We start from the raw sequence: 24170 nt of genomic DNA, 5'->3' as shown, positions 1-24170 counted from the left end.
CAGAAATGTCACGCCGGTTACATGTCGCGTGGTGGCCAGGGCGAAAATGACGGTCGCCTCTGCCGCTGTGCCGGGCGGCATGGCACGCGCCCCGGGGAGTCGTGGCAGCCGCTTGATCGCCTCGGGGTCGATGAGGGGGGCGGGCGTGCTTCCGCCTTCGATTCAGGCGACAGGCATTGCTGTTCGTGTCCGATAATATTGCCTTTCGCGCCCTCCGGCCTATGCTCCGGCGCATGGACAGGCGCTTCGATCCGACATCGGCCCGGCCACCGGCCGACGCCACCCGGCGGGCCTATGAGGCCGACTGGGCCCAGTTCACCCGCTGGTGCCACCTGCGCGGGGCCCGGCCGCTTCCCCCCGCGCCGGAGCTGATCGCGGAGTACATCGCCGCACTCGCCAGGCCATCCGGCGAAACGCCTGCGCTGTCGCGGGCCAGCATCGAACGCCGTCTCTCCGGCCTTGGCTGGCAGTACCGCCGGCGCGGGATGGAGCTGAACCGCAGGACCGGCCCGATCGCCGAGGCGCTGAACCGTCTCCGGCAGGCGCCGCTGCGCCCCCGGCGGAAGGACCCGGTCAGCGGCGCCGAGATCCGCGCCATGGCCAACACCCTGCCCCGCGACCTGCGCGGGCTGCGCGACCGGGCGATTCTGCTGCTGGGCCATGCTGCCGGGCTGAACCGGGCCGAGCTTGTCGGGCTGGACCTTTGGCCGGACACGACCCCCGCCGCACCCGGGCGCCTGTCCCTGCACGCCGGCGGGGCGCGCATTGTCGTGGCGCGCCGGACCGGGCCGCTGCCGGTTCACGTGGCGCGCAACGCCAGACCCGGACAGTGTGCCGTCCATGCGCTGGAACACTGGCTGAAGCACGCAGGGATCACCGAGGGGCCGATCTTTACCCGGGTCTCCCGCGACGGTCAGCGCGCGCAGCCGCAGCGGCTGAACGACAGGCATGTGGCGCGGTTGGTGAAACAGACGGTCCTGGCCGCCGGGCTGCGCGCAGATCTGCCCGAAGCCGAGCGTCTGGCGCTGTTTTCGGCCCGGTCCCTGCGCCCCCGGTCGGACAGCGCGGCCTGATCGGTATCGTCACCGCTTTTCATGTCGCTCAGGGTCACGGGGCAGCGCCATGGGGCGGCCAAGGGGGCAGGGGGCATGTCGGAAAAAGAAAAGGCGGCATCCGGGAGGAGTGGATGCCGCCATATCAGAATGACCGGTTCAAGGGAGGAGGAGGAGAACCGATCACTGGAACTAAAGATAGCCATGATGCTGCGGCTGCACAACAGCCCAGCCATGCCCATTCTGCAATGCCGCGTTGCGTTTCTGTGGCAGCTATCACCCTGATATTAAATAAATATTTTGTGAACAGTTTTTCAGCAAAACGGCCGAAACATGGGCAACCCGTGTTTCGGCCGTTTTGTTCTGCGCCAGGCGCAGGGCAGGGGTCTCAGGCCCGGCGGCGGCGGAAGATCCGCTGTACGATGACGAAGAACAGCGGCACGAAGAGCACGCCGAAGATCGTCGCCGTCAGTGTCCCGCCGAAGACCGCCGCACCGACAGAGCGGCGCCCGCCCGAGCCCGCACCCTGCGACAGCACCAGAGGCAGCACGCCCAGCGTGAAGGCGACCGAGGTCATCACGATGGGGCGGAAACGCTGACGTGCGGCCTCGCGCACGGCGGTGAAGAGCTCTTCGCCGGCCTCGTAACGGTCGCGGGCGAATTCCACGATCAGGATCGCGTTCTTGCCCGTCAGGCCGATGACGGTCAGCAGGCCGACCTGGAAGAACACGCCGTTCTGGAAGTTGCCGTACCAGGCGGCGAACAGCGTCCCCAGGACCCCGATGGGCATGGCCAGCATGACCGAGATCGGGATTGTCCAGCTTTCGTAGAGCGCCGCGAGGCAGAGGAACACGGCCGCCAGCGACAGCGCGTAGAGCATCGGCGCCTGGCCGCCTGATTCCAGCTCTTCCAGCGACAGGCCCGTCCAGGCGACCTGGTAGCCGGGCGGCAGCTGATCGACGAGGCGCTCGATCTCTTCGATGGCTTCGCCGGTCGAGACGCCCGGGGCAGGGGAGCCCTGGATCTGCACGGCGGGGATGCCGTTGTAGCGATAGAGGCCCTGAGGCCCGTATTGCCAGTTCTGCTGCGTGAAGTTGTCGAAGGGCACGAGATCGCCCGAGGCATTGCGCACCCGCCATTTCTGCAGGTCCGACGGCCCCGAGCGGGCATCGGCCTCGCCCTGGACATAGACCCTCTTGATCCGGCCGTTGTCGTTGAAGTCGTTCACGTAGCGGCCCGCCCAGGCGATCGACAGCAGGTTGCCCAGGTTGCTGGGCGACACGCCCAGGGCGCCCGCGGCGCGCCAGTCGATGTCGAGGTTGAACTGCGACGCATCCTCGAGCCCCGAGGGCCGGACACTGGCGATCAGCGGGCTTTGCGCGGCCATGCCGAAGAGCTGGTTGCGCGCATCCACAAGCTGTTCGTGGGTCTGCCCGGCCTGGGCCTGAAGGTAGAAATCGAAGCCCGAGACGTTGCCCAGCTCCGGCACTGCCGGCGGCACGATGGGGAAGGCCATGGCGTCCTGGATCCCCATGAACCGGCCGAAGGCGCGACCGGCAATGGCCTGTGCGCTCTGGTCGGGGTTGGGCCGTTCGTCCCAGTCGGTCAGCTTGACGAAGCCCAGGCCCATGTTCTGGCCCTGTCCCGCGAAGGAGAAGCCGGTGACCGTGAACATGGAGGCCACCTCCTCGCCCTCGGCTGTCATGAAGTAATCCTCGATCTCGGAGAGGACGGCCTCGGTGCGGACGGCGGTGGCGCCGGTGGGGCCCTGCACGATCGTCAGCAGGATGCCCTGGTCCTCGTCGGGGAGAAAGCCGGGAGGCGTGTTGTCGAACAGCCAGTAGATGCCGTAGCCCATGCCGGCATAGACCATCAGCAGGATCACCGGCCGGCGGATGTTGAAGCCCACCATGCGCGCATAGCCGCGGGTGACCTTGTCGAAGCCGCGGTTGAACCAGGTGAAGGGGTTCCACCTGGACGGCGCCCCGTGGCTTGGCTTCAGCAGCGTGGCGCAAAGCGCCGGCGTCAGGGTCAGCGCGACGACCACCGACAGGGTCATGGCCGAGATGATGGTGACGGCGAACTGGCGATAGATCACGCCCGTGGCGCCGCCGAAGAAGGCCATGGGGATGAACACCGCCGAGAGCACAAGCGCGATGCCGACCAGCGCCCCGGTGATCTGGTCCATGGATTTCCGCGTGGCTTCACGCGGGCCAAGGCCCTCTTCCTCCATGATCCGTTCGACATTCTCGACCACCACGATGGCGTCGTCGACGAGAAGGCCGATGGCCAGCACCATGGCAAGCATGGTCAGCACGTTGATCGTGTAGCCGAAGGCACCGAGGATGGCGAAGGTGCCGAGGATGACGACCGGCACGGCAAGCGTCGGGATGATCGTGGCGCGCAGGCTTTGCAGGAACAGGAACATCACGCAGAACACCAGCACGATGGCCTCGATCAGGGTCTTCTGCACCTCGTGGATCGAGATTTCGATGAACGGCGTCGTGTCGTAGGGGATGACGTATTCCATGCCGTCGGGGAAGAACTGCGCGTAGTCCTCGAGCCGCTCGCGCACCATTTCCGAGGTATCGAGCGCATTGGCGCCCGAGGCCAGCTGCACGGCCATGCCGCTGGCGGGCTGCCCGTTGTACGATGCGATGGTCGAATAGTTCTCGGCCCCGATCTCGACCCGCGCGACATCCGAAAGCAGCACCAGGCCGCCGTCGGTTTCGGCGCGCACGACGATGTTGCGGAAATCCTCGGGCGTCTGCAGCAGGGATTGCGCGGTGATCGTGGCGTTCAGCTGCTGGTTCTGCACCGCCGGGAGCGAGCCGAAAGCCCCGGCCGAGATCTGCGCGTTCTGCGCCGAGACGGCGTTGACGATGTCCGTCGGCGTCATCTCGTAGGCGGCCAGCTTCGAGGGATCCAGCCAGATCCGCATCGCGTATTGCGCGCCGAAGACCTGCACGCCGCCGACGCCCTCGATCCGGCTGAATTCATCGACGAGGTTGGAGTTCAGGTAATCCGACAGGTCGGCCTGGTCCATCTCGCCATTGGTCGAGATCAGGCCGATCACCATCAGGAAGCCGGAGGAGGATTTGTCGACGCGCACGCCCTGCCGCTGCACGGATTCCGGCAGCAGGCTGAGCGCGCGCGAGACCTTGTTCTGGACCTGCACCTGCGCCAGGTCGCTGTCGGTCCCGGTCTCGAAGGTCAGCGTGACCGAGGAGGTCCCGGCCGAGGTCGAGGACGATGACAGGTAGCGCAGCCCGTCAAGGCCGGTCATCTGCTGTTCGATGATCTGGGTGACCGTGTTGGCGACCGTTTCCGCCGAGGCGCCCGGGTAGCTGGCCGAGACGGTGACCGTGGGCGGCGCGATCTGCGGATACTGCGCCACGGGCAGCGTCAGGATCGACAGCAGGCCGACGCCCATGATGAGGATGGAAATGACCCAAGCAAAGACGGGTCGGTCGATGAAGAACCGTGCCATGTGTTGTCCTGTCCGACCTGTTTATTCCGAAGCCGCGGGGGCTTGGCGTTCCTGGGGGGCGACGGGAGCGCCCGGCGCGATCTTCTGCAGCCCGGCCACGACGATGCGGTCCCCGGCTTCGAGTCCCTCGCTTACCACCCAGTAGGGGCCCTGGTCGCCCACCACGTCCAGCGTGCGCGCCTCGATGACGTTGTCGGCGTTCACGACAAAGGCGGTCGGCACGCCGCGGCGGTTGCGGGTGACACCTTCTTGCGGGGCAAGGATGGCATTGGGGATCGTGGCCTCGGGCACCTCGACCTGAACGTACATGCCGGGCAGCAGCAGCCCGTCGGGGTTGGGGAATTCCAACCGCACGACCACCACGCCGGTCAGCTCGTTCACATGCGGTTCGGCGGCGGAAAGCTTGCCGTTCTGTTCGTAGTAACTGCCATCGGCCAGCAGCAGGCGGACTTCGGCGTCCGGTTCGGCCTGGACGATGTTGCCCGACCGGCGCCAGCGCAGCACGCTGGCCGCCGATTGCGTCACGTCGACGAAGACCGGGTCGATATCGCGGATCACGGCCAGCGGCATGGATTGTCCGGCGGTCACCAGGGCGCCCTGCGTCACCTGCGACAGCCCCACCAGCCCGCTGATCGGCGCCTTGATGGTGGCCCGTTCCAGGTTGATCTGGCTGGCGCGCAGGCTGGCCTCCACCGCCTTGACGCTGGCGGCGGCGGCATCGCGCGAGGTCACCGCGTCGTCATAGGCCTGCTGCGTGGCGACGTTGCGGTCCAGCAGGTCGTTGACCCGCTTCAGTTCCCGCTCGGCGGCATCCAGCTGGGCCCGCGACTGGGCAAGGCTGGCCTGGGCGGCGGCAAGGTCGGCTTCGTAGACGTCGTCATCGATGTGGAACATTGGCTGTCCCTCCTCGATCGCCTGGCCTTCCTCGAACAGCTTGTCGGTCACGATCCCGTTGACCTGCGGACGGACCTCCGCGACCCGCGACGCGGTGACACGGCCCGGCAGGTCGGCGGTCAGGACCACGTCCTGCGCCTTAAGCGTGACGACGGTGACGGGGGTCGGCGGCCGCTCGCCTCCCTCCTGGGCAAGACCGGAGGTGGCGAACAGCAGCGACAGGGCAAGGATGGCCATCAGCCAGATCGCGGGGGTCCGGGAAAGAGTTCGCATTATTGATCTCCAGCATGCGTCATCGGATGCGGCACCGAGGGGCCATCGCCTCTCTTGGATACTGCCGGCTTCGGAGAAGGCGATACACGTTTTGTCTACAAATGGAAATTTGCGACGCTGCATCATAACCTGCCTCAATGACGGTCACCTTAACGGCCCTTGGCGGGTCTTGAGCGGTACCAGGCAGGCCGGCCGCGCTCTGCGCGCATTGTGGGGGTCGGACAGGGCAGCGGCCATGCATCAGGCGCATGGCTGCCGCCGGGATACAGGACGCAGCCGGCCGCCCCGGTTTGATACTTATGGCGAGTACTGTCCAGGTGTCGAATGGTAGAGTGAGAAGACCTTGCGGACATGGCCACGGGTCTCGGCGGAGGGTGGTATGCCGCTATACCGCCGCACCGCATCGGGTCCGGCGGTGTAAGCCGCGAGGGCGAGGTCGAGCGATCCGAGGTCTTGGAGCTGCAGAAGCAGGTAGCGGGCGGAGCCGTCGAGGCTTTGGTGCGGATCATGCGGATCGACGCACAGTTCCTGTGCCGTCTCCGGCATGAGCTGGCCGAGGCCGATGGCCCCTGCGCGGGTCCTCGAAGAGCTCGATCTGCGGCACGCAGACCTTGTCGAGCGCGGGCAGATAACACGCTTCACGGCCCGTGAAACTGACAGACGCTTCGATGGCCTCGAAGAAGCCTTGCATGTGCGGGATTGGCGCGCGTTCGGGCGTGGCTGGGACCTCGGCCGGCTCGGGATGGAACCGGGCGTCGAGCCCTTCGATCTGGTCGGCATTGAAGACGCGGTAGGATTTGAGGAAGGGGACGGCCTTGCGGTCTTCGGGGCCCGTGTCCTCGGACGCATCCTCGGTCGGGTCTTGTCCGGCCGTGCCGTAGTAGATGACGATCGACGATTTCGACCCCTTCACGATCCTTGCGTCGGGTTCGTTCGGCTGCCTGAGCGTCATCCAGTAGGGCGAGACATACCCCGCCATCAGGGTACGCATGGTCAGCAGGAAGTTGTTGATCCCCTGGTAGGGCTCCCCGTTCTGCCTGAGAGGCACGAAACTGCCGCCGACCTGCCAGGGTCTGCGCCAGGGCAGAACACCCCGGTCGATGATCGCAATGAGTTCGTTCGTGATCGACGCCGCGGCGTCGAACCTGGACTTGGCCATAACTGTTCTCCGATGTCTGAGGAAGCGCACGCGCGCGGATCGGAGAACGGGCCTGAAATCAACCCCGTGGTGGGTGGTGGGCTCCGTCCGGAACCCCGCCAGACTGAGCTACTCCCGTCCCTTGGACAGGATCTGGCGTAATTTAAGCTACTCGTTGCACCTGCTGATCGGGTTGGTTGATATCATTTCTCTGCCAACAGACCAGCGCGTGATCTGCCGTTGGGGGGCTTTGGGTGCCTGGAGAAATGTGCAAATCATTGATTTAATTTGATTAAGTGTCGGCGTGCGCGCCGAGGCCTCTGGCACCGCGGGGCCTGCGGGCCCGGTGTCAGGCGGACGGCGCGGCAGGGGACCGGGGGGTCGTATCGCGGTGAGCGTGTCAAAAGTCATGCAGAGCGGGCGCGATGCGGTCATGATCGGGGAAGCCGGACACGAGCCTCGAACGACACTTCTGACAAACAGGAAAGACAATGACCGACGTTTTCATCTGTGACTACATCCGCACCCCGATCGGCCGCTTCGGTGGCGGTCTCGCACCGGTACGCGCCGACGATCTGGGCGCGATCCCGATCGCCGCGCTGATGGAGCGCAACACAAGCGTCGACTGGGCCGCCGTGGACGAGGTGCTTTTTGGCTGCGCCAACCAGGCGGGCGAGGACAACCGCAACGTCGCGCGCATGGCGGCGCTGCTTGCCGGGCTGCCGGACGACGTGCCGGGCGCGACGATCAACCGGCTGTGCGGGTCGGGCATGGACGCGGTGATGACGGCGGCGCGGGCCATCCGCGCGGGCGAGGCCGACCTCATCATCGCCGGCGGTGTCGAAAGCATGTCCCGCGCGCCCTTCGTCATGCCCAAGGCGGAGGCGGCCTATTCCCGCGCGGCCGAGGTCTACGACACGACGATCGGCTGGCGCTTCGTGAACCCGCTGATGAAGGCGCAATACGGCGTGGATTCGATGCCGGAGACGGCCGAGAACGTGGCCGAAGATTTCGGCATCAGCCGCGCGGACCAGGACGCCTTTGCCCTGCGCTCGCAGGACAAGGCCGCGGCGGCGATCGAAGCCGGGCGGCTTGCACGGGAAATCGTGCCGGTGACGATCAAGGGCCGCAAGGGCGACACCGTGGTCGAGACCGACGAACACCCGCGCGCCTCGACGCTTGAGAAACTTGGCAGCCTGCGCCCCATCGTGCGCGAGGGCGGCACGGTCACGGCGGGCAATGCCTCGGGCGTGAATGACGGCGCGGCGGCGCTGATCGTGGCCTCAGAGGCGGCGGCGAAGCGGCACGGCCTGACGCCGGTGGCGCGCGTTCTGGGCGGGGCCACCGCCGGTGTGGCGCCCCGGATCATGGGGATCGGGCCCGCGCCGGCCTCGAAGAAGCTGATGGCGCGGCTTGGCCTTGGCGTGGACGACTTTGCCGTGATCGAGCTGAACGAAGCCTTCGCGTCGCAGGGCCTGGCGACGCTGCGCGATCTCGGCATCGCCGATGACGACAGCCGGGTGAACCGCAACGGCGGTGCGATCGCGCTTGGCCATCCGCTGGGCATGTCCGGGGCGCGGATCACCGGAACCGCGATGCTGGACCTGAAGCCGGGCGAAAAGAGCCTGTCGACCATGTGCATCGGCGTGGGGCAGGGCATCGCGGTGGCGCTGGAACGGGTCTAGGCCGGGCGGCCGGGCGCCGGGGTCAGCCGTCGCGCGCCACCGTCTCCAGCACGTCGCCGGCAAGGCGCGCGGTCTCGGGCCATCCCGGCAGGCCGTCGCCGGCCAGGCGGGCGGCCAGGCGGCAGTCGCGCAGGGCGGCAGGCGTGGCAAGCAGCTCTTGCAGCGCGGCGGCGAAGGCCCGGGGATCGTCTGGCGGCACCAGCCGGCCGGTGCCATGGGGCACCGTATCGGGCACCGCGCCCACCCGGCAGCTGATCACCGGCAACCCGTGCCGCAGCGCTTCGGCAAAGACGATGCCGTAGCCCTCGTAGCGCGTGGCCAGCGCAAAGAGCGTCGCCTGCCGGTAGAGGCGCTGCAGCTGCGGCAGTTCGACCTCTCCAGCCAGCCTCAGCCGCGCGCCAAGCCCCGTCTGCGCCGCCTGCCGGGCCAGCGCGCGGGCATGGTCTGTATCCCAGTCACGCCCGACGATCACGCAGGTCCAGGGCAGGGCGCGGATATGCTCAAGCGCCGCGATCAGCACGTCGTGCCCCTTGCGCGGATGCAGGATCCCGACCGACAGGATCAGGGGCGGATCCACCGGGTCCGGCGGGCCCGAGGCCGGGTCGACCCCGGGGCGGGCCACGGTGATCCTGTCGCCCGGCACGCCGTAGCGGTCGACCAGCGTCCGGGCCGTGTGCGGGCTGGGCACGATCACGTGGCGGACCAGCGCGAGGTTGTCGCGCTCGGTCCGGTAGAGATGGGCGCGCCGGGCCTCGGACAGGCCTTCCTCCAGTGCCAGGGGATGGTGCACGATGGCAACCATCGGCGCCCGCACCCGGGCCAGCCGGGCGGTTTCCATCGCGCCTGAGACGAACCCGTCGAGGATCAGCACCCGATCCGGCCCGACGGCCTGCAGCATCGCGGCAGCCGCTTCCGTCTCGGCCCCTGACGGATCGGGAAAGCCCGAAGGCAGGGCCAGGTGCGTCACGTCGCGCCCGGCCGCGCGCAGCCCCTCCAGCAGGCGGCGTTCGTAGATGTAGCCGCCGGTCAGCGTGGTCATATCGCCGGGGATCGCGAAGGCCGCAGGTGTCATCGCGCGCCCTGCTCGGGGGCGTAGACCGCCAGCACCCGGCGTTCCACCCCGCCCACGGCCAGATAGCAGGCGGCCGACAGGACAGAGACCACGACGACCGTGCTCCACAACATGTCGTAATCCGACAGCGAGGCCGACATCGCCATCAGGCTGCCCATGCCGCGCCCGGTGGCCAGCCATTCCACCACCGTCACGGCCAGGACGGCGGCCGGAACGCTCATGCGTGCGGCGGCGAAGAAGGCGGGCAGCATGGCGGGCAGGCGCAGGTGGATCAGCCGGGACAGGCGCCCGGCCGCGTAGCTGTCGAAGAGGTCGTTGGCCTGCCCCGGCGCGCGCGACAGGCCCTGCGCGCAGGCCACGAAGGTGGGGAAGAACACCATCACCGCGACCAGCACCACCGTGCCCACGGCCCCCCGGCCCAGCAGCATCACGAAGAGCGGGGCGGTCGTGACGATCGGCACGGATCGCAGGGCAACGGCCACCGGCATGGCCACGGCGGCCAGCGCCGGCAGCAGCACCAGCGCCACCGCCAGCCCGAGGCCCATCGCCAGCCCGGCGAGGTATCCGGGCAGCACGTAGGCGGCGGTTTCCCGCAGGGCCACGGCCAGCGTCGCCCGCGTGACGGCGGCATCCGGCGCGGTGACCAGCGCGGCCCAGACATCGCCGGGGCGCTTGGCGAAGAAGCGGTTGAGCCCGAAGGCCTCCATCGCGCCCCACCACAGAAGCAGGGCCAGCACCGCGACACCGAGGCCCTGCACCAGCGCGCCGCCGCCACGGCGCCCGGCCACGGCCGGCGGGGCCAGCAGAACCGGGGGCGGCGCGGTCGAAAGCCTGCGGCCCAGCCATCCGACACCGGCATAGGCCAGGATCGCCACCGCCGCCGACACGCTGGCCAGCGCCCACGTCGCCGGCACGTCCAGCGCTCGCATCGCGCGGATGGTCAGCACGCCCAGCCCGCGCTCGGCCCCGGTGAATTCGCCCACCATGGCGCCCAGGATCGCCGCCGGCGCCGCGATCTGGAGGCCCGCGAAAAGATAGGGCAGGGCGGCCATGGCGCGCACATGCACCAGCTCGGCCCCGCGTCCGCGTCCGTAGCTGCGCACCAGGTCGAACCAGCTGGACGGCGCGGCGCGCAGGCCGACCAGCAGCGGCACCAGCGTCGTGTAATAGACCGCCAGCGCGGCCAGCGCGATCTGCGGCCCGTCGCCGGGGCCCATGAGCACGCGCAGGATCGGCCCGGTCGCCACCAGCGGCAGGCAGAAGACCAAAAGCGCAAGACCGCCGATCAGCGCCTCGGTCCGGGGCCAGAGCAGCGCGACCGAGGCCAACAGCACGGCCGCCGCATTGCCATAGACGAAGCCAAGCACGGCATTGCCCAGCGTCTCGCCCATGGCGCGGCCCATCAGCCCGGCGTTCTGCCATGTCCAGGCCAGCACCTCGCTGGGCGCGGCGAGGATGAAGGCACCGCTCAGTGCCCGCCCGGCATATTCCCAGCCCAGCAGAAGCAGCAGAAGACCCGCCGCCGCCTGCCAGCGCCGGGCCGTGTGCCTCCCCGGACGGTGCGCCGTGGCGGCCGCCGTCATTGCGCGGCCCAGGGCCGGTTTGCCCCCGCGACGCCTTCGGCCAGGGCCGCCGCCACCTGTTCGGCCAGACCCAGAAAGGCGGGATCGGTGGTCAGGGCGGCGCGGCGCGGCCTGGGCAGGTCGACCGCGATATCGGCCACCAGCGTCGCGGGCCGGGGCGAGAAGACGAGGATCCGGTCCGACAGCATCACCGCCTCGGTGATCGAATGGGTGACCAGAAGGGTGGTGGTCTGGCGCGGCTCCCAGGTGCGGGGCAGATCCTCGGCCAGCTGGCGGCGGGTCAGCTCGTCCACGGCGCCGAAGGGTTCGTCGAGCAGCAGCAGCCGGGGTTCGGTCACCATCGCACGGGCAATCGCCGCGCGCTGGCGCATGCCGCCCGACAGGGTCGCGGGGCGGGCCCCGGCAAAGCCGTCGAGGCCCACCAGACGGATCAGGTCATCGACGGCCTGCGGCGCGGCGGGCCGGCGCGCCAGCTTCAGCGCAAGTTCGATATTGCCGCGCACGGACCGCCAGGGCAGCAGTGACGGATCCTGGAAAGCCATCGACAGGCCCGCCTGCTTCAGCAGGGCCCGGGGCGGCGCGCCGCCGATGCGCAGGGACCCGGCGCTTGGCGGCTCCAGCCCGGCGATCATGCGCAACAGCGTGGACTTGCCGCAGCCCGACGGGCCGACCAGCGCTGTTGTCCCGCCCGAGGGCAGTGTCACCGACAGGGGCCGCAGCACCTCTGTTCCGTCCGCGAAGGTCTTGGCGAGGTCTTCGCAGACCACCTCGGCCGGGATATGCGGATCAGGCGCCATGGACCTCTTCGAGGATCGAACGGTCCCACAGGTCCGGCGTCACGTTGCGGCCCAGCAGGGCCAGGGTTTCGATATTCGCGGTGACCGTCTCGTCCGTCCACCAGCCGAAGCCGTGGGTGTCGGTGAGGTCGGAAAACATCAGCGGCACCTGCCGCTCGGCCTGCAGCTCTTGCGTGGGAAGGTCCAGGCCGGCGTCGGGATACATCTCGACCGTCAGCGCGGCGGCGGCGGCGGTGTCCTGGCGATAGGCCTCCCATCCCTGCACCTCGCCGGCCATCAGCGCGACAAGCTGGTCGCGGCGGTTGGCCAGGCTGTCCTCGGTGGCGATGTAGGTCTGCGAATGCACGGCATAGCCATGATCGGCCATCAGCATGGTGACATTGTCGATCCCCTGCATGGTCATGGCCACCGGCAGGTCGGTCTGCCAGCACAGCAGGCAATCGACCTCGCCCGAGACCAGCGGCTGCGCCGAATATTGCGTGGGCACCACCTCGATCGCGTCGATGTCGACGTCGTTGAGGGTGCAAAGCGCCTGCAGGACCGGGGTGTTGGCCAGCGCCATGCCGATCCGCTTGCCCTCCAGATCGCCGGGCAGGTTCACCGGGTTGCCGGGAAGCGAGGCGATGACGAAGGGGTTCTTCTGCATGGCCACGCCGAGGATGCGGAATGGCGCGCCCTGTTCGGCGGCGGCGGCGGTGTAATCCGCGGCCGAGATCCCCACCAGCGCCGTGCCCGAGACCACCGGCGGTTCCACCGGGGCGTTGGGGCCGCCCTGGTCCAGCGCGACGTCAAGCCCGCGATCGGACCACCAGCCGTTGTGCTGCGCGATATAGCTGCCGCCGAACTGCACCGAGTGGAGCCAGGACAATTGCAGGCGCACCGCCTCCTGCGCCTGGGCGGCGCGGGGGCCAAGGCCCAGCCCCGCCAGGGTCAGCCCGGCGGCGCCGGCGCCCAGGATGCTGCGGCGGGTGTGAAGATGTGATGTCATGATGGTGCCTCCGTGCTGGCCGCCTGGGGGGTGCCGGACAAACCGGGACAGGCGGGGAGAGGGGTGGGATGGTCGGCCGGGCGGGCGGCCCGGCGGGTGAAGATCAGGACGGGCAGGCCCGGCAGGGCGCTGACCAGGAAGACGAGGCCGAAGGCCACGCTGGCGGCAAGCCCCGCCTCGGCGCTGGCGCCCGCCAGCGGGAAGAGCGCCGCGGCCGCGCCCTCGCGCAGGCCCCAGCCGCTGACCGAGACGGGCAGGACCATGGTGAAGAGGATCACCGGCACCAGCGCCAGCACCGCCGCCGGGCCCAGATCCGTGCCGGTGGCCCGCGCGCAGAAGGCGAAGGCCAGCAGGTTCATCGTGGCGGTGCCAAGGCTGAGAAGCGCGGGCCACGGCCAGCTGCCCGGCAGCAGCAGCGCATCCCGCATCCGCATGGCCCGGTCCGGCAGGGCGCGCGCCCGCATCAGGATCAGCCCCGCCGCGCCCGCGATCAGCGCCGCAAGCGCCACGCCCAGAACCAGCGGGTCGGGCAGGCGCAGGCCCCCGGGCGCCAGCGTGACCCCGGCCACGCCTGCGACCAGCAGTGCGAACAGGGCGGCCTGCCCCCAGAGCCGTTCCACCAGAACCGACTGGCCGGCCCGCGCAAGACCCGCCGCGCCGCGCGCCCGGACCGCCCGGCCCACATCGCCCAGCACGCCGCCGGGCAGCGACTGGTTGACCGCCTGCGCCAGGAAATACTCGGCCATCGCCTGGCGCAGCCGCATCCCGATCCCGAAGGCCCGCGCGACGATCTGCCAGCGCAGGGCCGACAGCGCCGTCTGAAGGATCAGCGCCACAAGAGCCGCCAGAAGCCATCCCGGCGCGGCGCCCGACAATTTCCGGGCGACCTCGGCCCCGTCAAGCTGCCGCCAGAGCAGCACGAACAGAAGCGCCGTGACCGCCACCTGCGCCGGGAGGATCCAGGCGCGGCTCATGTCCGGGTCTCCGTGTCACGTGTCGGGCCGGAGAAGGTGCGCAGGATCCGGCCGCGCATCTCGTCCATCGGGACGGCCGGCAGGGTCCCGTCCGGGATCAGGCCGTCGGTCCAGCCCCAGGCCGCGACCCGGTCCACCAGATGCGCGGGGCCGATCACGTGGATCGGCACCTCGGCGCGGTCGTCCATGGCGACGAAGCCGGCGGCCTGATGATCGCCCAGGACGAAGACCAGCGGCGGGTCGTCCGCCTGCCGCGCGACATAGGCGAAGACCGTCTGCAGGGCATAGTCGATCGAGTCGCGATAGGCGGCCCGCACGCGGTCGGGATCGCGCCAGACGACCTCGGGCGGATCGCCGGCCCCGGCCATGGCGTCAAAGACCGTGCCGTCGCCCAGGTCGGTCCAGTCCAGCATCCGCGGCACCGGCACCCACGGCGCATGGGACGAGATCAGCGCCACCTGGGCAAAGACGCGCTGCGTGCGTCCGGGGCCGCGCAGGATCCGGTCGAGTGCGGCCAGGGTGAACTGATCCGGCATCGTGACCCAGTTGAACGTCCGGCCCGCATAGCCAAGATCCTCCGCGGCGAGGATCGTGTCGAAGCCCATGCCAAGCGCCTCGGGCCAGTCCTGCGTGATCGCGGGCATCACGGCGGCGGTGTGAAACCCGGCGTCGCGGGCCAGGTGGAACAGCCCCTGCCGCCCGCTGCCCAGGGCCGCGAGGTACCGCGCCTGGTCGTCGGTCCAGAGCCCGGTGGCGAAGGTGGTGTGGCTCAGCCAGCTTTGCCCGCCCCGGGTGGGCGCGCGCAGAAGGCCCGAGCGGATGGCCAGCCCGGCTTCGCTCAGGGCTGCCTCGGCCCGTGCCAGCGTGGCGCGATGGGTCTGCGCGTAGAACGGCGTGTCGAGACTGGTGCGTCCGTAGCTTTCGACGAAAAGCACAAGCACGTCGGTGTCGACGAGATCGTAGAGCCCGGCCTGCCCGGCAAAGGGATCGCTCCGCGCGGCCAGGTCGAAGGCGCGCAGGTCTGCCCATGTCCGCCGCGCAAGCGCCATCCGTTCGGCGCCCACGCGGGCGGTAAAGGCGGTGCCGGGCGGCGGCTGCGGCAGGCTCCAGCGCCCCATGGTGTGGCCGACCTCGGCCACCATCACCAGCCCGGCCAGGGCCGCCACGACCCCCGCGGCCAGACGCGGGGCAGGGCGGCGCGGGGCAAGCCGCATCCAGCAGCCCATCGCCCACCAGAGCGCGGCCGCGACCAGCAGGGTCGCGCCCAGAGCGCCCAGCATCACCGCACCGGTCCGGACCGGCCCGATGCTGGAGGCCAGAAGCCGGACGGAGGCGTCGATCAGCGCCACGTCGGCCACCGGGTTGAACCCGCGTCCAAGGGCGGTGAACATCGCGTAATCCGCGACTTTCAGCGCGAAGATCAGCACGAGCACCGGCACCAGAAGCGCGCGGAGGATCCGACCTCCGACGCCCGTTCCCAGTGCCAGGAGCAGCAGCAGGATCACCGGCAGTTCCAGCGGAAAGACCCTGAGCGCGCCCCAGGTCATCGCGCCGGGATGGTTGGGCTGGATCAGCACCAGGAACAGCACCACGGCGCCGCCCGTCGCGGCCCAGGGAGAGACCGGGCGCGTCACGCGCGCCGCCCGGCCAGCCACAGGATATCCACCGCAAAGGACCACAGAAGGGCCGCCGAGGCCGCCAGTGCCAGCGCGGGCGGCCAGCCCGGCAGTTGAAGCAGGATCAGCGTCGCCAGTTGCAGCACGCAGACCGCCTTGCGCCGGAGGCTTTCGGGCAGCGGCGCGGCGAGCCAAGGCAGGGCCCAGGTCGCGGCGACAAAGACATAGCGCGTCAGCCCCAGCACCAGCAGGACGGGCCCGGCCGGGCCGCCCAGCATGGCATGAACCGCCAGCACCACCGACAGAAGCGAGTCGACCTCCATGTCGAACCGCGCGCCGAAGGCGGATGTGCGCCCGTGCCGCCGGGCCAGCCAGCCGTCGACGCCGTCAAGCGCCAGCGCCACGCCGCCCAGGAGCGCCACGGCCCAGCCCGCCGGCATGCCCGCCAGCAGCGGCGTCACCAGCGACACCGCAAGGCCCAGCCGCACCAGCGTGACCGTATTGGCCCAGCCGAAGGCGGGATGCGGGTAATGGCGGGCCATCAGGGACGTGATCGCCGCGATCCCGGCCAGCAGCAGCACCAGCGACGGCACCCAGCCGGTGACCGGCACCGAGGGAAAGACCAGCATCTGCGCCATGGCCCAGGCGACCAGCGCCGCCGCGATGCCCGGCACCAGCCCGGTGCGGCGCCGCCCGGTCTGCTCAAGGGTCCGGCCCTGCAGGGGTTTCGCTTCGAAGGTTACGCTCATGTGACATAGTTCTAGCGCATGCGGACAGGGGTCAAGGCGCGCGGGCACCGACAGGCCCTGTCGGCCGGCCATGGCCACAGCGCGCTTGATCGGCGGGCCCGGCGGGCTACCCTGACCCTGGGTAAAGCAGGAGGAGACTCCCCGTGACCGACCCCTCGCAGGACTACCGCACGCCGGCGCGGCTGTTGCACTGGATCGTGGCGCTGTTCGTGCTGCTGACGATTCCGGCAGGTTTCATCATGATCCAGGACGGGCTGGCCCGGCCGGTGCAGAACACGTTGTTCGTGTTTCACAAGAACATCGGCGTGATCCTGTTCCTGCTGGTGCTGCTGCGCCTGGCCTATCGCTGGCTCCGGCCGCCACCGCCCGTGCCCGAAACGCTTCACCCGCTTCAGGCAATGGCGGCGCGCGTGTCGCATGTGCTGCTGTACACCTTGCTGCTGGTGATGCCGCTGGCCGGCTACATCCGCGTGCGGGCCGGACGCTTTCCGATCGAGGGGCTCGACGCGCTTGGGATCGGCACGCTGGTGCCGCGATCCGAGGCGCTGGCCAACGCCGCCAAGGCCTTGCATTTCTACGGGGCCTACGCGATTGCGGCCCTGATCGCGATCCACATCGGCGCGGCCCTGCTGCACGGTCTGATCCTGCGCGACGGGGTCTTTGCCCGGATGTGGCCGCCCCTGGCCCGGCGCCGTTAGCGCGCCGCGACCGAAGGCGGCGGCCCGCGCGCAGGGCCGGTCGCCGCTACAACTGTCCCGTGCCGTGCGCCTTCAGGGCATTGACGCCGCGCCGATAGACAGGCACCCGCAATCCGTACACGTGATTTGGGCGGTATGCGGAAGGGACTGGTCTTGAACGACGTTTCCGAGCTTGAAGGCAGCATTTCCTACAGGGGGCCCCTGCGGATGGAGATCTGCGGTCACGAGGTGTCCTTCGACCTCTCCAACCCGCACGAGGTGCGGTACGTGCTGCGGGCGCTGACCGGGCTGCCGCATCCGCAGGCCGATATCGATCACAAGCTGTTCGAAACGTTCGTCCGCGACGGCGATGTCTGCCTGGATATCGGGGCCAACATCGGCATGACGGCGCTGGAAATGCTGTCTTTGGGCGCCGCGCGGGTCATCGCCTTCGAGCCGGTGGCAAGCCTGGCCGACCGTCTGCGGGCCATGGCGGTGCCCTCGGTCGAGGTGCACGGGATCGCGCTGAGCGATTGCGATGGCATGGCCGAGATCATCCTGTCGCAAAGCCACAACCAGGGTCATACGCTGTCGGCAGAACAGGTGGCGCAGTTCCCGAAGGTGTTCGGCGACAGGCTGCGGAGGCAGACGGTCCGCACGTCGCGGCTGGACCAGGTGTTCGACAACGGCAGTGCCGGCGATCTTTGGAAAATCGATGCCGAGGGGGCCGAACACGCGGTGCTGCGGGGCGCCGCGCGGCTTCTGTCCGAAGAGCCGCCGCGCGTCATCCTGTGCGAATGTTACGCCGGGGTGGACGACCTTGCCGCGATCCTGGGCCCGGACTGGGGCGGTGCCCGCGCGCTGCTGAGGTCGGATACCGGCGCGCTGGCGCTTGGGCCGCTGGATACGCCGGGCGACGACAGGGCGTTCAGGTGGATCGCGCCGACCTACGTGTTCTACCGCAAGGACGCGGTGGCACTGCCGGCGGGGATGACCTTCGGGGGCGTCTGAACCCCGGCGTGCTCATGCCGGGGTTCCGCTGGCCTGCGCGGCGCGGGCCCTGGCCATGACCGCCAGCCGCGCGGCCAGTTGCGGCGATTGCGGCGGTGCCTCGGCCACGGAAAGCCCGGCGGCGGTTTCGGAATGGTGACAGGCGACCCGGCCCGCCGCGCCGGCCGGTTCCAGCGCGGGGCGCGTCGTCCGGCAGAGATCGGTGGCCAGGGGGCAGCGGGGCGCGAAGGCACAGCCGGGGCCGGGGTTCAGCGCAGAAGGCGCCTCGCCCTTGGGCGGCTCGGCGGCGATGCGCAGGCCGGGCACCGGCCGGGGCGCGGCCTCGATCAGGGCGCGCGTGTAGGGATGGCGCGGATCGGCGAAGAGCTGCGCCGCAGGCGCCTCTTCGACGACGCGCCCAAGGTACATGACGGCCACGCGGTCGGCGATGTGACGCACCACCGAAAGATCGTGCGAGATGAAGACATAGGCCATGCCGAATTCGCGTTGCAGGTCCTGCAGCAGGTTCACCACCTGGGCCTGGACCGACACGTCGAGCGCCGAGACCGGCTCGTCGCAGACGATCAGCCGGGGCCGCGTGGCGATGGCGCGGGCGATGCAGATCCTCTGGCGCTGCCCGCCCGAGAATTCATGCGGATAGCGGTCGGCGTGATGGGCCGCCAGCCCGACGGTTTCAAGCAGCCGCGCGGTGGCCTCGTGGGCGCGCTTGCCGGTGGCGACATTGTGCAGCAGCAGCGGCTCCATCAGCGTCTCGCGCACGGTCATGCGGGGATTGAGCGAGCCGAAGGGGTCCTGGAACACCATCTGCATGTTGCGCCGCAACGCCTGCAGCCGGCCGGGCGAGAGGCCGGTGACCTCTTCTCCGTCCAGCTTCACCGAGCCGGAGGTGGGCTCCAGCAGGCGCAGCAGGGCGCGCCCGGTGGTGGACTTGCCGCAGCCGGATTCCCCCACGATCGCCAGGGTCTCGCCCCCTGCCACCGAAAAGGAGACATCCGAGACGGCCTGCACGACACCCTTCTTGCGGCCGAACAGGCCGCCTCCGAGGGTGAAGTGCTTGGTCAGGCCGGAGACATCGAGGACATTGGGCTTCATGCGGCGATCTCCTCGATGGGGGCGCGCCAGCAGGCGACAAGACGGTTCGTGGCGATCTCGCGCAGGGGCGGCGGCGACTGGCGGCATTGGTCCGTCGCCAGCGGGCAGCGCGAGGCAAATCGGCAGCCCGCTGGCATGGCCCAGGGCGGAGGAACAGCACCCGGGATGGTTTCGAGACGGTCGGCATCGGTATCCAGCCGCGGCACGGCGGCCATGAGACCCAGCGTGTAGGGATGCATCGGACCGTCGAAGAGGTCCTTTGCCGGGGCGCGTTCGACGACCTTGCCGGCATACATGACGACCACGTCGTCGCAGGTTTCGGCCACGACGCCGAGGTCGTGGGTGATCAGCATGATCGCGGCCCCCGTGCGGTCCGACAGGTCGCGCATCAGGTCGAGGATCTGCGCCTGGATCGTCACGTCAAGCGCGGTGGTGGGCTCGTCCGCGATCAGCAGGTCGGGGTTGTTGGCCAGCGCCAGGGCGATCATCACGCGCTGGCGCTGGCCCCCTGAAAGCTGGTGCGGATAATCGTCGACGCGGGACGAGGGCGAGGGCAGGCGGACGAGATCCAGCAGTTCGACCGCACGGTCGCGCGCCTCGCGGGCGTTGCGCATGCCGTGGGCCTTCAGGCATTCGATGATCTGCGCGCCGATCGTGTAGACCGGGTTGAGCGATGTCATCGGCTCCTGGAAGACCATGCCCATCCGTCCGCCGCGCAGCCCGCGCCGCTCCTGGGCGGACATCTTCAGAAGGTCGCGGCCCTCGAACAGGACCTCGCCGCCGGCATAGCGGCCGGGCGGCGTGGGGATCAGCCCCATGATGCCCAGAGACGTCACCGACTTGCCGCAGCCGGATTCACCGACGATGCCGATGGTCTTGCCCCGGTCCACCGAGAAGCTGACCCCGTCGACGGCGCGCACGGCGCCGCCCTCGGTCTTGAACTCGATGGCCAGGTCGCGGACGTCAAGAAGCGGGGTCGCTGTCATGAGGGTTCCTTGGCGGGTGCGTAGTTGATCGGCGCGGCCTGGTCATGGGTGCGGTCGCGGAAGTCGAGCTGCTGGAATTCCACCTCGGCCCGGCGCTGCGCGTCTTCCAGCCCGTCGAGCGCGGCATCCAGGTCAAAGGTCTTCAGCTCGCCGCCGCGCACCAGCCCGGCGCCGTCGACGAAGGTGTCCGTCACCGCGCGTTCGGCGGCGACATAGATCAGCGAGGCCAGCGGATCGCGCAGCGGGCGCATGGCCGGATGCCGGATGTCGGCCATGAAGAGGTCGGCCTTGCAGCCCACCGCCAGCTTGCCGATGTCGTCCCGGCCCAGGATCTTCGCCCCGCCCACGGTCGCGGCGTCGAAGGCGTCGGTGGTGCGCAGGTCGTAGACGTTCTTGGAGGTGATGCGCGAATTTATCAGCGCATGCCGGATCTCTTCCAGCATGTTGTGGGGATAGGTGTCGGTGCCGATGCCCATGGGCACGCCATTGCGGATGTACTTGCCGAAGGTGTGCATCGTCACGCCGCGGCGCTGGAACACGGTCGGGCAATGGGCCACGGCGGCGCCGGAGGCCTTGAGCATCTCGAAATCCGCGCCATCGGGCCAGGCCGGCCAGGGGTGCAGGTCGTTGAGGAAGATGCCGTGGCCGATGATCGTGCGGTCGGTCAGCACGCCGAGGCTGTCCAGCCACTGGATCGGGGTCATGCCGTGGCGGGTGGTGATCTCGTTGAATTCGACCATGGATTGCGCGGCGTGGATCTGCATCTTGATCCCGCGCTTCTCGGCCTCGGCATAGCTGTCCTTTATCAGTGCCTCGGAACAGGTGTCGATCTGGCTGGGCGCGACCATGGCGGTCAGCCGGTCGCAGGGATGGGCGGTGGCCGCGTCGATCGTGTCCATGGCGACCTGCATGGCGCCGCGCCCGTCGTCTTCGGCCCATTCGTAATCGACGGAATGGCCGGTGTCGGTATACCAGCGGGCCGAGCGGTACATCGGCGCGATGACGACGCGCAGGCCCGAGGCCTCGGCCAGCGACAGCCATTCGGGATAGGCGACCGACAGATCGACCAGAGTGGTCACGCCCGACAGCGCCAGTTCGGAATAGGCGGTCTTGACGGCGAAGGGCGTGCCCTGGCCGTCGGGGCGGAACAGCGGCATGAATTCGTAAAGCGAGGACATGCGCAGGCCGGGCGAGCCCAGCTCGTCCAGCATGCCCTTGTTCATGGCCTCGGAGGAGGGGTGGGAATGGATGTCGACCAGCCCCGGGCTGACCATGCGGTCCGAGCCGTCGATCTCCTCGTCCGCGGGGCCGTCGTAGCGGCCGCCGACCTGAAGGATGCCGGTCTCGTCAAAGGCGATGTCCTGGCCCTGCAGCAGCGTGTGGCTGTCGGCCTCGGCATCCCATGCGATGATGTAGGCGGCGTTGCGGATGACGGTGGTGGTCATGAATTCGGTCCTTGCGGGGAAAGGGGGCCGCCCCGGAGGGCGACCCAGTCGGGGATGTCCCTGAAGTTACTTGAAGCCCAGCTGCAGGCCCTTGTAGAGCCCGGCACCGTAGATGTTGTGCGCCTCGAAGGGCTTGAGCTTGTCCGACACGGCGATCTGCATCGGCTTGTGGTAGACCGGCAGCCAGATGGCCTCGTCATGCACCGTGGCCAGGACCTCGCCGTAGGCGCTCGCCCGGTCGGCATCGCTGGTGGCATGCGACCCGGTGAGCAGCAGCTCGTCGGTCTTCGGATCGTCGTAGTTCATCCGGTTGGGCGTGGGGATGTTCGACGAGCGGAAGTAGAGGTTCAGCGCGTCGCCGGCCGAGACATAGGGGAAGCCCATGACATACATGTCGAACTCGTCGGTCGCCGACTTGCCCCAGTAGACGGTCGCGTCCATCGGTTCGATCTGCAGCTTGATCCCGACCTTCAGCAGGTCGGCCTGCACGGCTTCGACCGTCTGCTGCCATTCACCGGTGAAGGTGATCGCCAGCGGCGCCAGCTCGACCCCGTCCTTTTCGCGCACGCCGTTGGAATTCAGCGTCCAGCCGGCTTCGTCCAGCAGGGCGGCGGCCTTCTCGGGATCGTAGGTCAGCAGCTTGTCGTCCAGGGACTCGTCCCAGTCGAGAGCGCCCGAGGAGATGTAGGAGAACGCCGGCTCGACCTCGCCGAAGAACAGGTCCTCTGCCATGGCTTCTTGGTTCACGGCCAGGTTGATCGCCTGCCGGACCTTGATGTCGTCGACCATGTCCTTGGTGATCTTGAAGCCGATGTAGTTGGTCCAGAACGCCTGGTCGGATTCGACGATCTCGACGCCGGGCGCCTGGCGCAGCTTGTCGACACCGATGAAGGGCACATAGGGAGAGACCTCGCCCTGGCCGGTCAGCATCGCGACGGTGCGGGTCGCGGCCTCGGGCACGATCTGCCAGGTGATCTTTTCGACCTGGGCGGGGCCGGTGTTCTCATAGTTGGCGGGGCCCCAGTTGTAGCCCTCGTGCCGGGTCAGCACCATCTTGTCGCGGGGCGTCCAGCTGTCCCAGCAGAACGGGCCCGTGCCGTTGAAGCCGGTCACGCCGAAATCGGCGCCGAGCGCTTCGACGGTTTCCTTGTCGACGACCGAGCCGAAGCTTTGCGCCAGCTGATAAAGCAGCTCCGAATGCGGGGCGTTCAGCTCGTAGACCAGCGTGGTGTCGTCGGGGGCGGTGATGGATTTCACGTCGCCCATGCGCCAGCGGACCGGCGACTTGGTCTCGGGGTCGTACCAGCGGTTCAGCGAATAGGCCACGTCCTCGGCCGTCATCTTCTTGCCGTCGCAGAAGGAGACGTCGTCGCGGATCGTGAAGGTATAGACCAGGCCGTCGTCCGAGACCTCCCAGCTGCTGGCCAGGTGCGGCACGATGGTCGACATGTCCTCGTCAAGGCCCACGACGGTATCGGCCAGCATGAACAGCACCTCGGACCCCGAAAGCGCCGCGGTGCGGGCCGGGTCGTAGTGGTTGCTGTCCTGGTTGCGGATGATGGTCAGTTCCTGCGCGGCGGCGGGCAGGGCCAGTGCCACGGCCGTGGCGATGCCGAGGCCCGCGCGTATCCTGTTGGTCTTCGTTCTCATTGCATGTGTTCCTTGTTGGTCGAGTGGTGGTTCTTTTTGGTCTTGTTGTTGTTTTTGTTGGTCTTGTTGCGCGTCCTGCCGGCCTCAGGCCTGCAGGCGCGGGTCTAGCACGTCGCGGAGCGCATCTCCGGCCACGTTGGCCGACAGCACGATGATGAAGATCACCACCGAGGGGATGACCGCGATATGCGGGGCAAAGAGCAGGAACTCGCGCCCCTGAGACGCCATCATGCCCAGTTCCGCGGCCGGCGGGCGCGCGCCCAGGCCAAGGAACGAGAGCGTCGCGCCGATCAGGATGGTCTGCCCGAAGCGCAGCGAGATGAAGATCATGATCGACGAGATCGCGTTGCGCACGAGGTAGCGCTTGAACAGCTGGATGTTCGACAGGCCGACGGCGCGGCCGGCCTCGATGAATTCCTGCTTCATCACGCCGATGGCGATGCCGCGGGCGACGCGGGCGCAATCGGGGATGGACGACACCGACAGCGCGATGATGACCGGAATCACGCCCTGTCCCATGACCGCCACCAGCGCCAGGCCCAGCAGGATCGCGGGGAACGACAGCAGCACGTCCATGGTGCGCATGATCCAGGGGTCGATGCGTTCGTTGAAGGCCGACAGCAGGCCGACCAGAGAGCCGATGAAGCCGCCCAGGCCCACGGCCAGGAAGCCGATCAGCAGGGTCAGCCGCGCGCCGTAGAGAAGGCGGGAATAGATGTCGCGGCCCTGCCCGTCGGTGCCGAGCCAGTGGCCGGCCTCTCCCATGGGGGACCAGATCGGCGGCGTCATGATCGAGCGCGAGTTTGACGCCGGGTCGTGCGTGGCCAGCAGCGGCGCGAAGAGGGCGCCCAGGATGATCAACGCCAGCGTCACCAGCGCCAGCGCGGCGGCCCGGTCGCGCAGCAGGCGGCGGAACCAGTGGGCGCGGGCGGGGGCGGTGACCTGGTCGGCGTCTTCGATCGGCTCGGCGGGCGGGGCCGCGTTGGCTGTTGTCATGG

Annotated in this window: 20 protein-coding genes; 4 read left to right on the top strand and 16 right to left on the bottom strand. The window is 69.0% G+C overall.

The annotated features are described in order from the left end of the window. Positions 1–233: 233 nt before the first annotated feature. Positions 234–1073 (top strand): site-specific integrase, encoded by an 840-nt coding sequence (locus ATO3_RS25200; RefSeq protein WP_088652631.1) that lies wholly within the window; start codon positions 234–236, stop codon positions 1071–1073. 367 nt (positions 1074–1440) lie between these two features. On the opposite strand, the gene ATO3_RS25195 is transcribed toward ATO3_RS25200, so the two are convergent. From ATO3_RS25195 to ATO3_RS29345, 4 genes are all read right to left on the bottom strand, one after another. Then, positions 1441–4542 (bottom strand): efflux RND transporter permease subunit, encoded by a 3102-nt coding sequence (locus ATO3_RS25195; protein ID WP_088652630.1) that lies wholly within the window; start codon positions 4540–4542, stop codon positions 1441–1443. Between the two features lie 21 nt (positions 4543–4563). Continuing rightward, the gene (locus tag ATO3_RS25190; protein WP_088652629.1) at positions 4564–5709 is read right to left on the bottom strand and encodes an efflux RND transporter periplasmic adaptor subunit; all 1146 of its coding nucleotides are present in this window, start codon (positions 5707–5709) and stop codon (positions 4564–4566) included. Between the two features lie 297 nt (positions 5710–6006). Next, positions 6007–6255: a lytic transglycosylase domain-containing protein gene (locus ATO3_RS29350; protein ID WP_408630831.1), complete on the bottom strand. Its 249-nt coding sequence runs from the start codon at positions 6253–6255 to the stop codon at positions 6007–6009. Then, positions 6215–6868 (bottom strand): ArdC-like ssDNA-binding domain-containing protein, encoded by a 654-nt coding sequence (locus ATO3_RS29345; RefSeq protein ID WP_088652628.1) that lies wholly within the window; start codon positions 6866–6868, stop codon positions 6215–6217. The genes ATO3_RS29350 and ATO3_RS29345 overlap by 41 nt, the downstream gene beginning before the upstream one ends. A 470-nt stretch (positions 6869–7338) precedes the next feature. On the opposite strand from ATO3_RS29345, the gene pcaF reads away from it, so the two are divergent. Continuing rightward, entirely contained in the window at positions 7339–8532 is a 1194-nt protein-coding gene (gene pcaF / locus ATO3_RS25175) for a 3-oxoadipyl-CoA thiolase (RefSeq protein ID WP_088652627.1), read from the top strand. A 22-nt stretch (positions 8533–8554) separates the two neighbouring features. Here the strand turns inward: pcaF and ATO3_RS25170 are convergent, their stop codons facing one another. The 7 genes from ATO3_RS25170 to ATO3_RS25140 are packed head-to-tail and all read right to left on the bottom strand — an operon-like array spanning position 8555 to position 16311. Continuing rightward, positions 8555–9604, bottom strand: coding sequence for a glycosyltransferase family 4 protein (locus tag ATO3_RS25170; protein WP_088652626.1), 1050 nt, complete (start codon positions 9602–9604; stop codon positions 8555–8557). Further along, positions 9601–11187, bottom strand: a complete 1587-nt coding sequence (locus ATO3_RS25165; protein ID WP_088652625.1) for an ABC transporter permease — start codon at positions 11185–11187, stop codon at positions 9601–9603. Before ATO3_RS25165 ends, ATO3_RS25170 begins: the two co-directional genes overlap by 4 nt. After that, complete coding sequence (locus tag ATO3_RS25160) at positions 11184–11984, bottom strand: ABC transporter ATP-binding protein (protein WP_088652624.1); 801 nt, start codon at positions 11982–11984, stop codon at positions 11184–11186. The genes ATO3_RS25165 and ATO3_RS25160 overlap by 4 nt, the downstream gene beginning before the upstream one ends. Beyond that, positions 11974–12972 (bottom strand): ABC transporter substrate-binding protein, encoded by a 999-nt coding sequence (locus ATO3_RS25155; protein ID WP_088652623.1) that lies wholly within the window; start codon positions 12970–12972, stop codon positions 11974–11976. The genes ATO3_RS25160 and ATO3_RS25155 overlap by 11 nt, the downstream gene beginning before the upstream one ends. After that, positions 12969–13946, bottom strand: a complete 978-nt coding sequence (locus ATO3_RS25150; RefSeq protein WP_088652622.1) for a lysylphosphatidylglycerol synthase transmembrane domain-containing protein — start codon at positions 13944–13946, stop codon at positions 12969–12971. Before ATO3_RS25150 ends, ATO3_RS25155 begins: the two co-directional genes overlap by 4 nt. Then, positions 13943–15580 (bottom strand): sulfatase-like hydrolase/transferase, encoded by a 1638-nt coding sequence (locus tag ATO3_RS25145; RefSeq protein ID WP_088652649.1) that lies wholly within the window; start codon positions 15578–15580, stop codon positions 13943–13945. The genes ATO3_RS25150 and ATO3_RS25145 overlap by 4 nt, the downstream gene beginning before the upstream one ends. Further along, positions 15577–16311 (bottom strand): CDP-alcohol phosphatidyltransferase family protein, encoded by a 735-nt coding sequence (locus ATO3_RS25140; RefSeq protein ID WP_269845437.1) that lies wholly within the window; start codon positions 16309–16311, stop codon positions 15577–15579. Before ATO3_RS25140 ends, ATO3_RS25145 begins: the two co-directional genes overlap by 4 nt. Before the next feature lie 143 nt (positions 16312–16454). Here ATO3_RS25140 and ATO3_RS25135 point away from each other — a divergent pair, with 143 nt between their 5' ends. After that, complete coding sequence (locus tag ATO3_RS25135) at positions 16455–17009, top strand: cytochrome b (protein WP_088652621.1); 555 nt, start codon at positions 16455–16457, stop codon at positions 17007–17009. Positions 17010–17162: 153 nt separating this feature from the next. After that, a complete protein-coding gene (locus ATO3_RS25130) occupies positions 17163–17999 on the top strand; it encodes an FkbM family methyltransferase (protein WP_158218075.1) in 837 nt (278 codons plus the stop codon). Positions 18000–18011: 12 nt separating this feature from the next. Here ATO3_RS25130 and ATO3_RS25125 read toward each other — a convergent pair whose 3' ends face one another. The 5 genes from ATO3_RS25125 to ATO3_RS25105 all read right to left on the bottom strand — a co-directional run bounded on the left by ATO3_RS25125 (position 18012) and on the right by ATO3_RS25105 (position 24168). Further along, positions 18012–19091: an ABC transporter ATP-binding protein gene (locus ATO3_RS25125; protein ID WP_088652619.1), complete on the bottom strand. Its 1080-nt coding sequence runs from the start codon at positions 19089–19091 to the stop codon at positions 18012–18014. Beyond that, positions 19088–20077, bottom strand: coding sequence for an ABC transporter ATP-binding protein (locus ATO3_RS25120; protein ID WP_088652618.1), 990 nt, complete (start codon positions 20075–20077; stop codon positions 19088–19090). Before ATO3_RS25120 ends, ATO3_RS25125 begins: the two co-directional genes overlap by 4 nt. Further along, on the bottom strand, positions 20074–21522 hold the full coding sequence (locus tag ATO3_RS25115; RefSeq protein WP_088652617.1) for an amidohydrolase family protein: 1449 nt from the start codon (positions 21520–21522) through the stop codon (positions 20074–20076). Before ATO3_RS25115 ends, ATO3_RS25120 begins: the two co-directional genes overlap by 4 nt. A 66-nt stretch (positions 21523–21588) precedes the next feature. Then, positions 21589–23172 carry an ABC transporter substrate-binding protein gene (locus tag ATO3_RS25110; RefSeq protein WP_088652616.1) on the bottom strand — a complete coding sequence of 528 codons (1584 nt, stop codon included), beginning with the start codon at positions 23170–23172 and terminating at the stop codon, positions 21589–21591. 84 nt (positions 23173–23256) lie between these two features. Continuing rightward, positions 23257–24168, bottom strand: a complete 912-nt coding sequence (locus ATO3_RS25105) for an ABC transporter permease (protein WP_088652615.1) — start codon at positions 24166–24168, stop codon at positions 23257–23259. Positions 24169–24170: the final 2 nt, after the last annotated feature.

The sequence above is a fragment of the Marinibacterium profundimaris genome (assembly GCF_002210095.1).
Taxonomy (GTDB): Bacteria; Pseudomonadota; Alphaproteobacteria; order Rhodobacterales; family Rhodobacteraceae; genus Marinibacterium; species Marinibacterium profundimaris.
Note: the sequence above shows the minus strand (reverse complement) of the source record. Positions and strands in the feature narration are given on the sequence as shown.

Bases quoted from the DNA above. Each gene is read 5' to 3' on its own strand.
- ATO3_RS25200 (WP_088652631.1), top strand. From the start codon at position 234: ATGGACAGGCGCTTCGATCCGACATCGGCCCGGCCACCGGCCGACGCC.
- ATO3_RS25195 (WP_088652630.1), bottom strand. From the start codon at position 4,542: ATGGCACGGTTCTTCATCGACCGACCCGTCTTTGCTTGGGTCATTTCC.
- ATO3_RS25190 (WP_088652629.1), bottom strand. From the start codon at position 5,709: ATGCGAACTCTTTCCCGGACCCCCGCGATCTGGCTGATGGCCATCCTT.
- ATO3_RS29350 (WP_408630831.1), bottom strand. From the start codon at position 6,255: ATGCCGGAGACGGCACAGGAACTGTGCGTCGATCCGCATGATCCGCAC.
- ATO3_RS29345 (WP_088652628.1), bottom strand. From the start codon at position 6,868: ATGGCCAAGTCCAGGTTCGACGCCGCGGCGTCGATCACGAACGAACTC.
- pcaF (WP_088652627.1), top strand. From the start codon at position 7,339: ATGACCGACGTTTTCATCTGTGACTACATCCGCACCCCGATCGGCCGC.
- ATO3_RS25170 (WP_088652626.1), bottom strand. From the start codon at position 9,604: ATGACACCTGCGGCCTTCGCGATCCCCGGCGATATGACCACGCTGACC.
- ATO3_RS25165 (WP_088652625.1), bottom strand. From the start codon at position 11,187: ATGACGGCGGCCGCCACGGCGCACCGTCCGGGGAGGCACACGGCCCGG.
- ATO3_RS25160 (WP_088652624.1), bottom strand. From the start codon at position 11,984: ATGGCGCCTGATCCGCATATCCCGGCCGAGGTGGTCTGCGAAGACCTC.
- ATO3_RS25155 (WP_088652623.1), bottom strand. From the start codon at position 12,972: ATGACATCACATCTTCACACCCGCCGCAGCATCCTGGGCGCCGGCGCC.
- ATO3_RS25150 (WP_088652622.1), bottom strand. From the start codon at position 13,946: ATGAGCCGCGCCTGGATCCTCCCGGCGCAGGTGGCGGTCACGGCGCTT.
- ATO3_RS25140 (WP_269845437.1), bottom strand. From the start codon at position 16,311: ATGAGCGTAACCTTCGAAGCGAAACCCCTGCAGGGCCGGACCCTTGAG.
- ATO3_RS25125 (WP_088652619.1), bottom strand. From the start codon at position 19,091: ATGAAGCCCAATGTCCTCGATGTCTCCGGCCTGACCAAGCACTTCACC.
- ATO3_RS25120 (WP_088652618.1), bottom strand. From the start codon at position 20,077: ATGACAGCGACCCCGCTTCTTGACGTCCGCGACCTGGCCATCGAGTTC.
- ATO3_RS25115 (WP_088652617.1), bottom strand. From the start codon at position 21,522: ATGACCACCACCGTCATCCGCAACGCCGCCTACATCATCGCATGGGAT.
- ATO3_RS25110 (WP_088652616.1), bottom strand. From the start codon at position 23,172: ATGAGAACGAAGACCAACAGGATACGCGCGGGCCTCGGCATCGCCACG.
- ATO3_RS25105 (WP_088652615.1), bottom strand. From the start codon at position 24,168: ATGACAACAGCCAACGCGGCCCCGCCCGCCGAGCCGATCGAAGACGCC.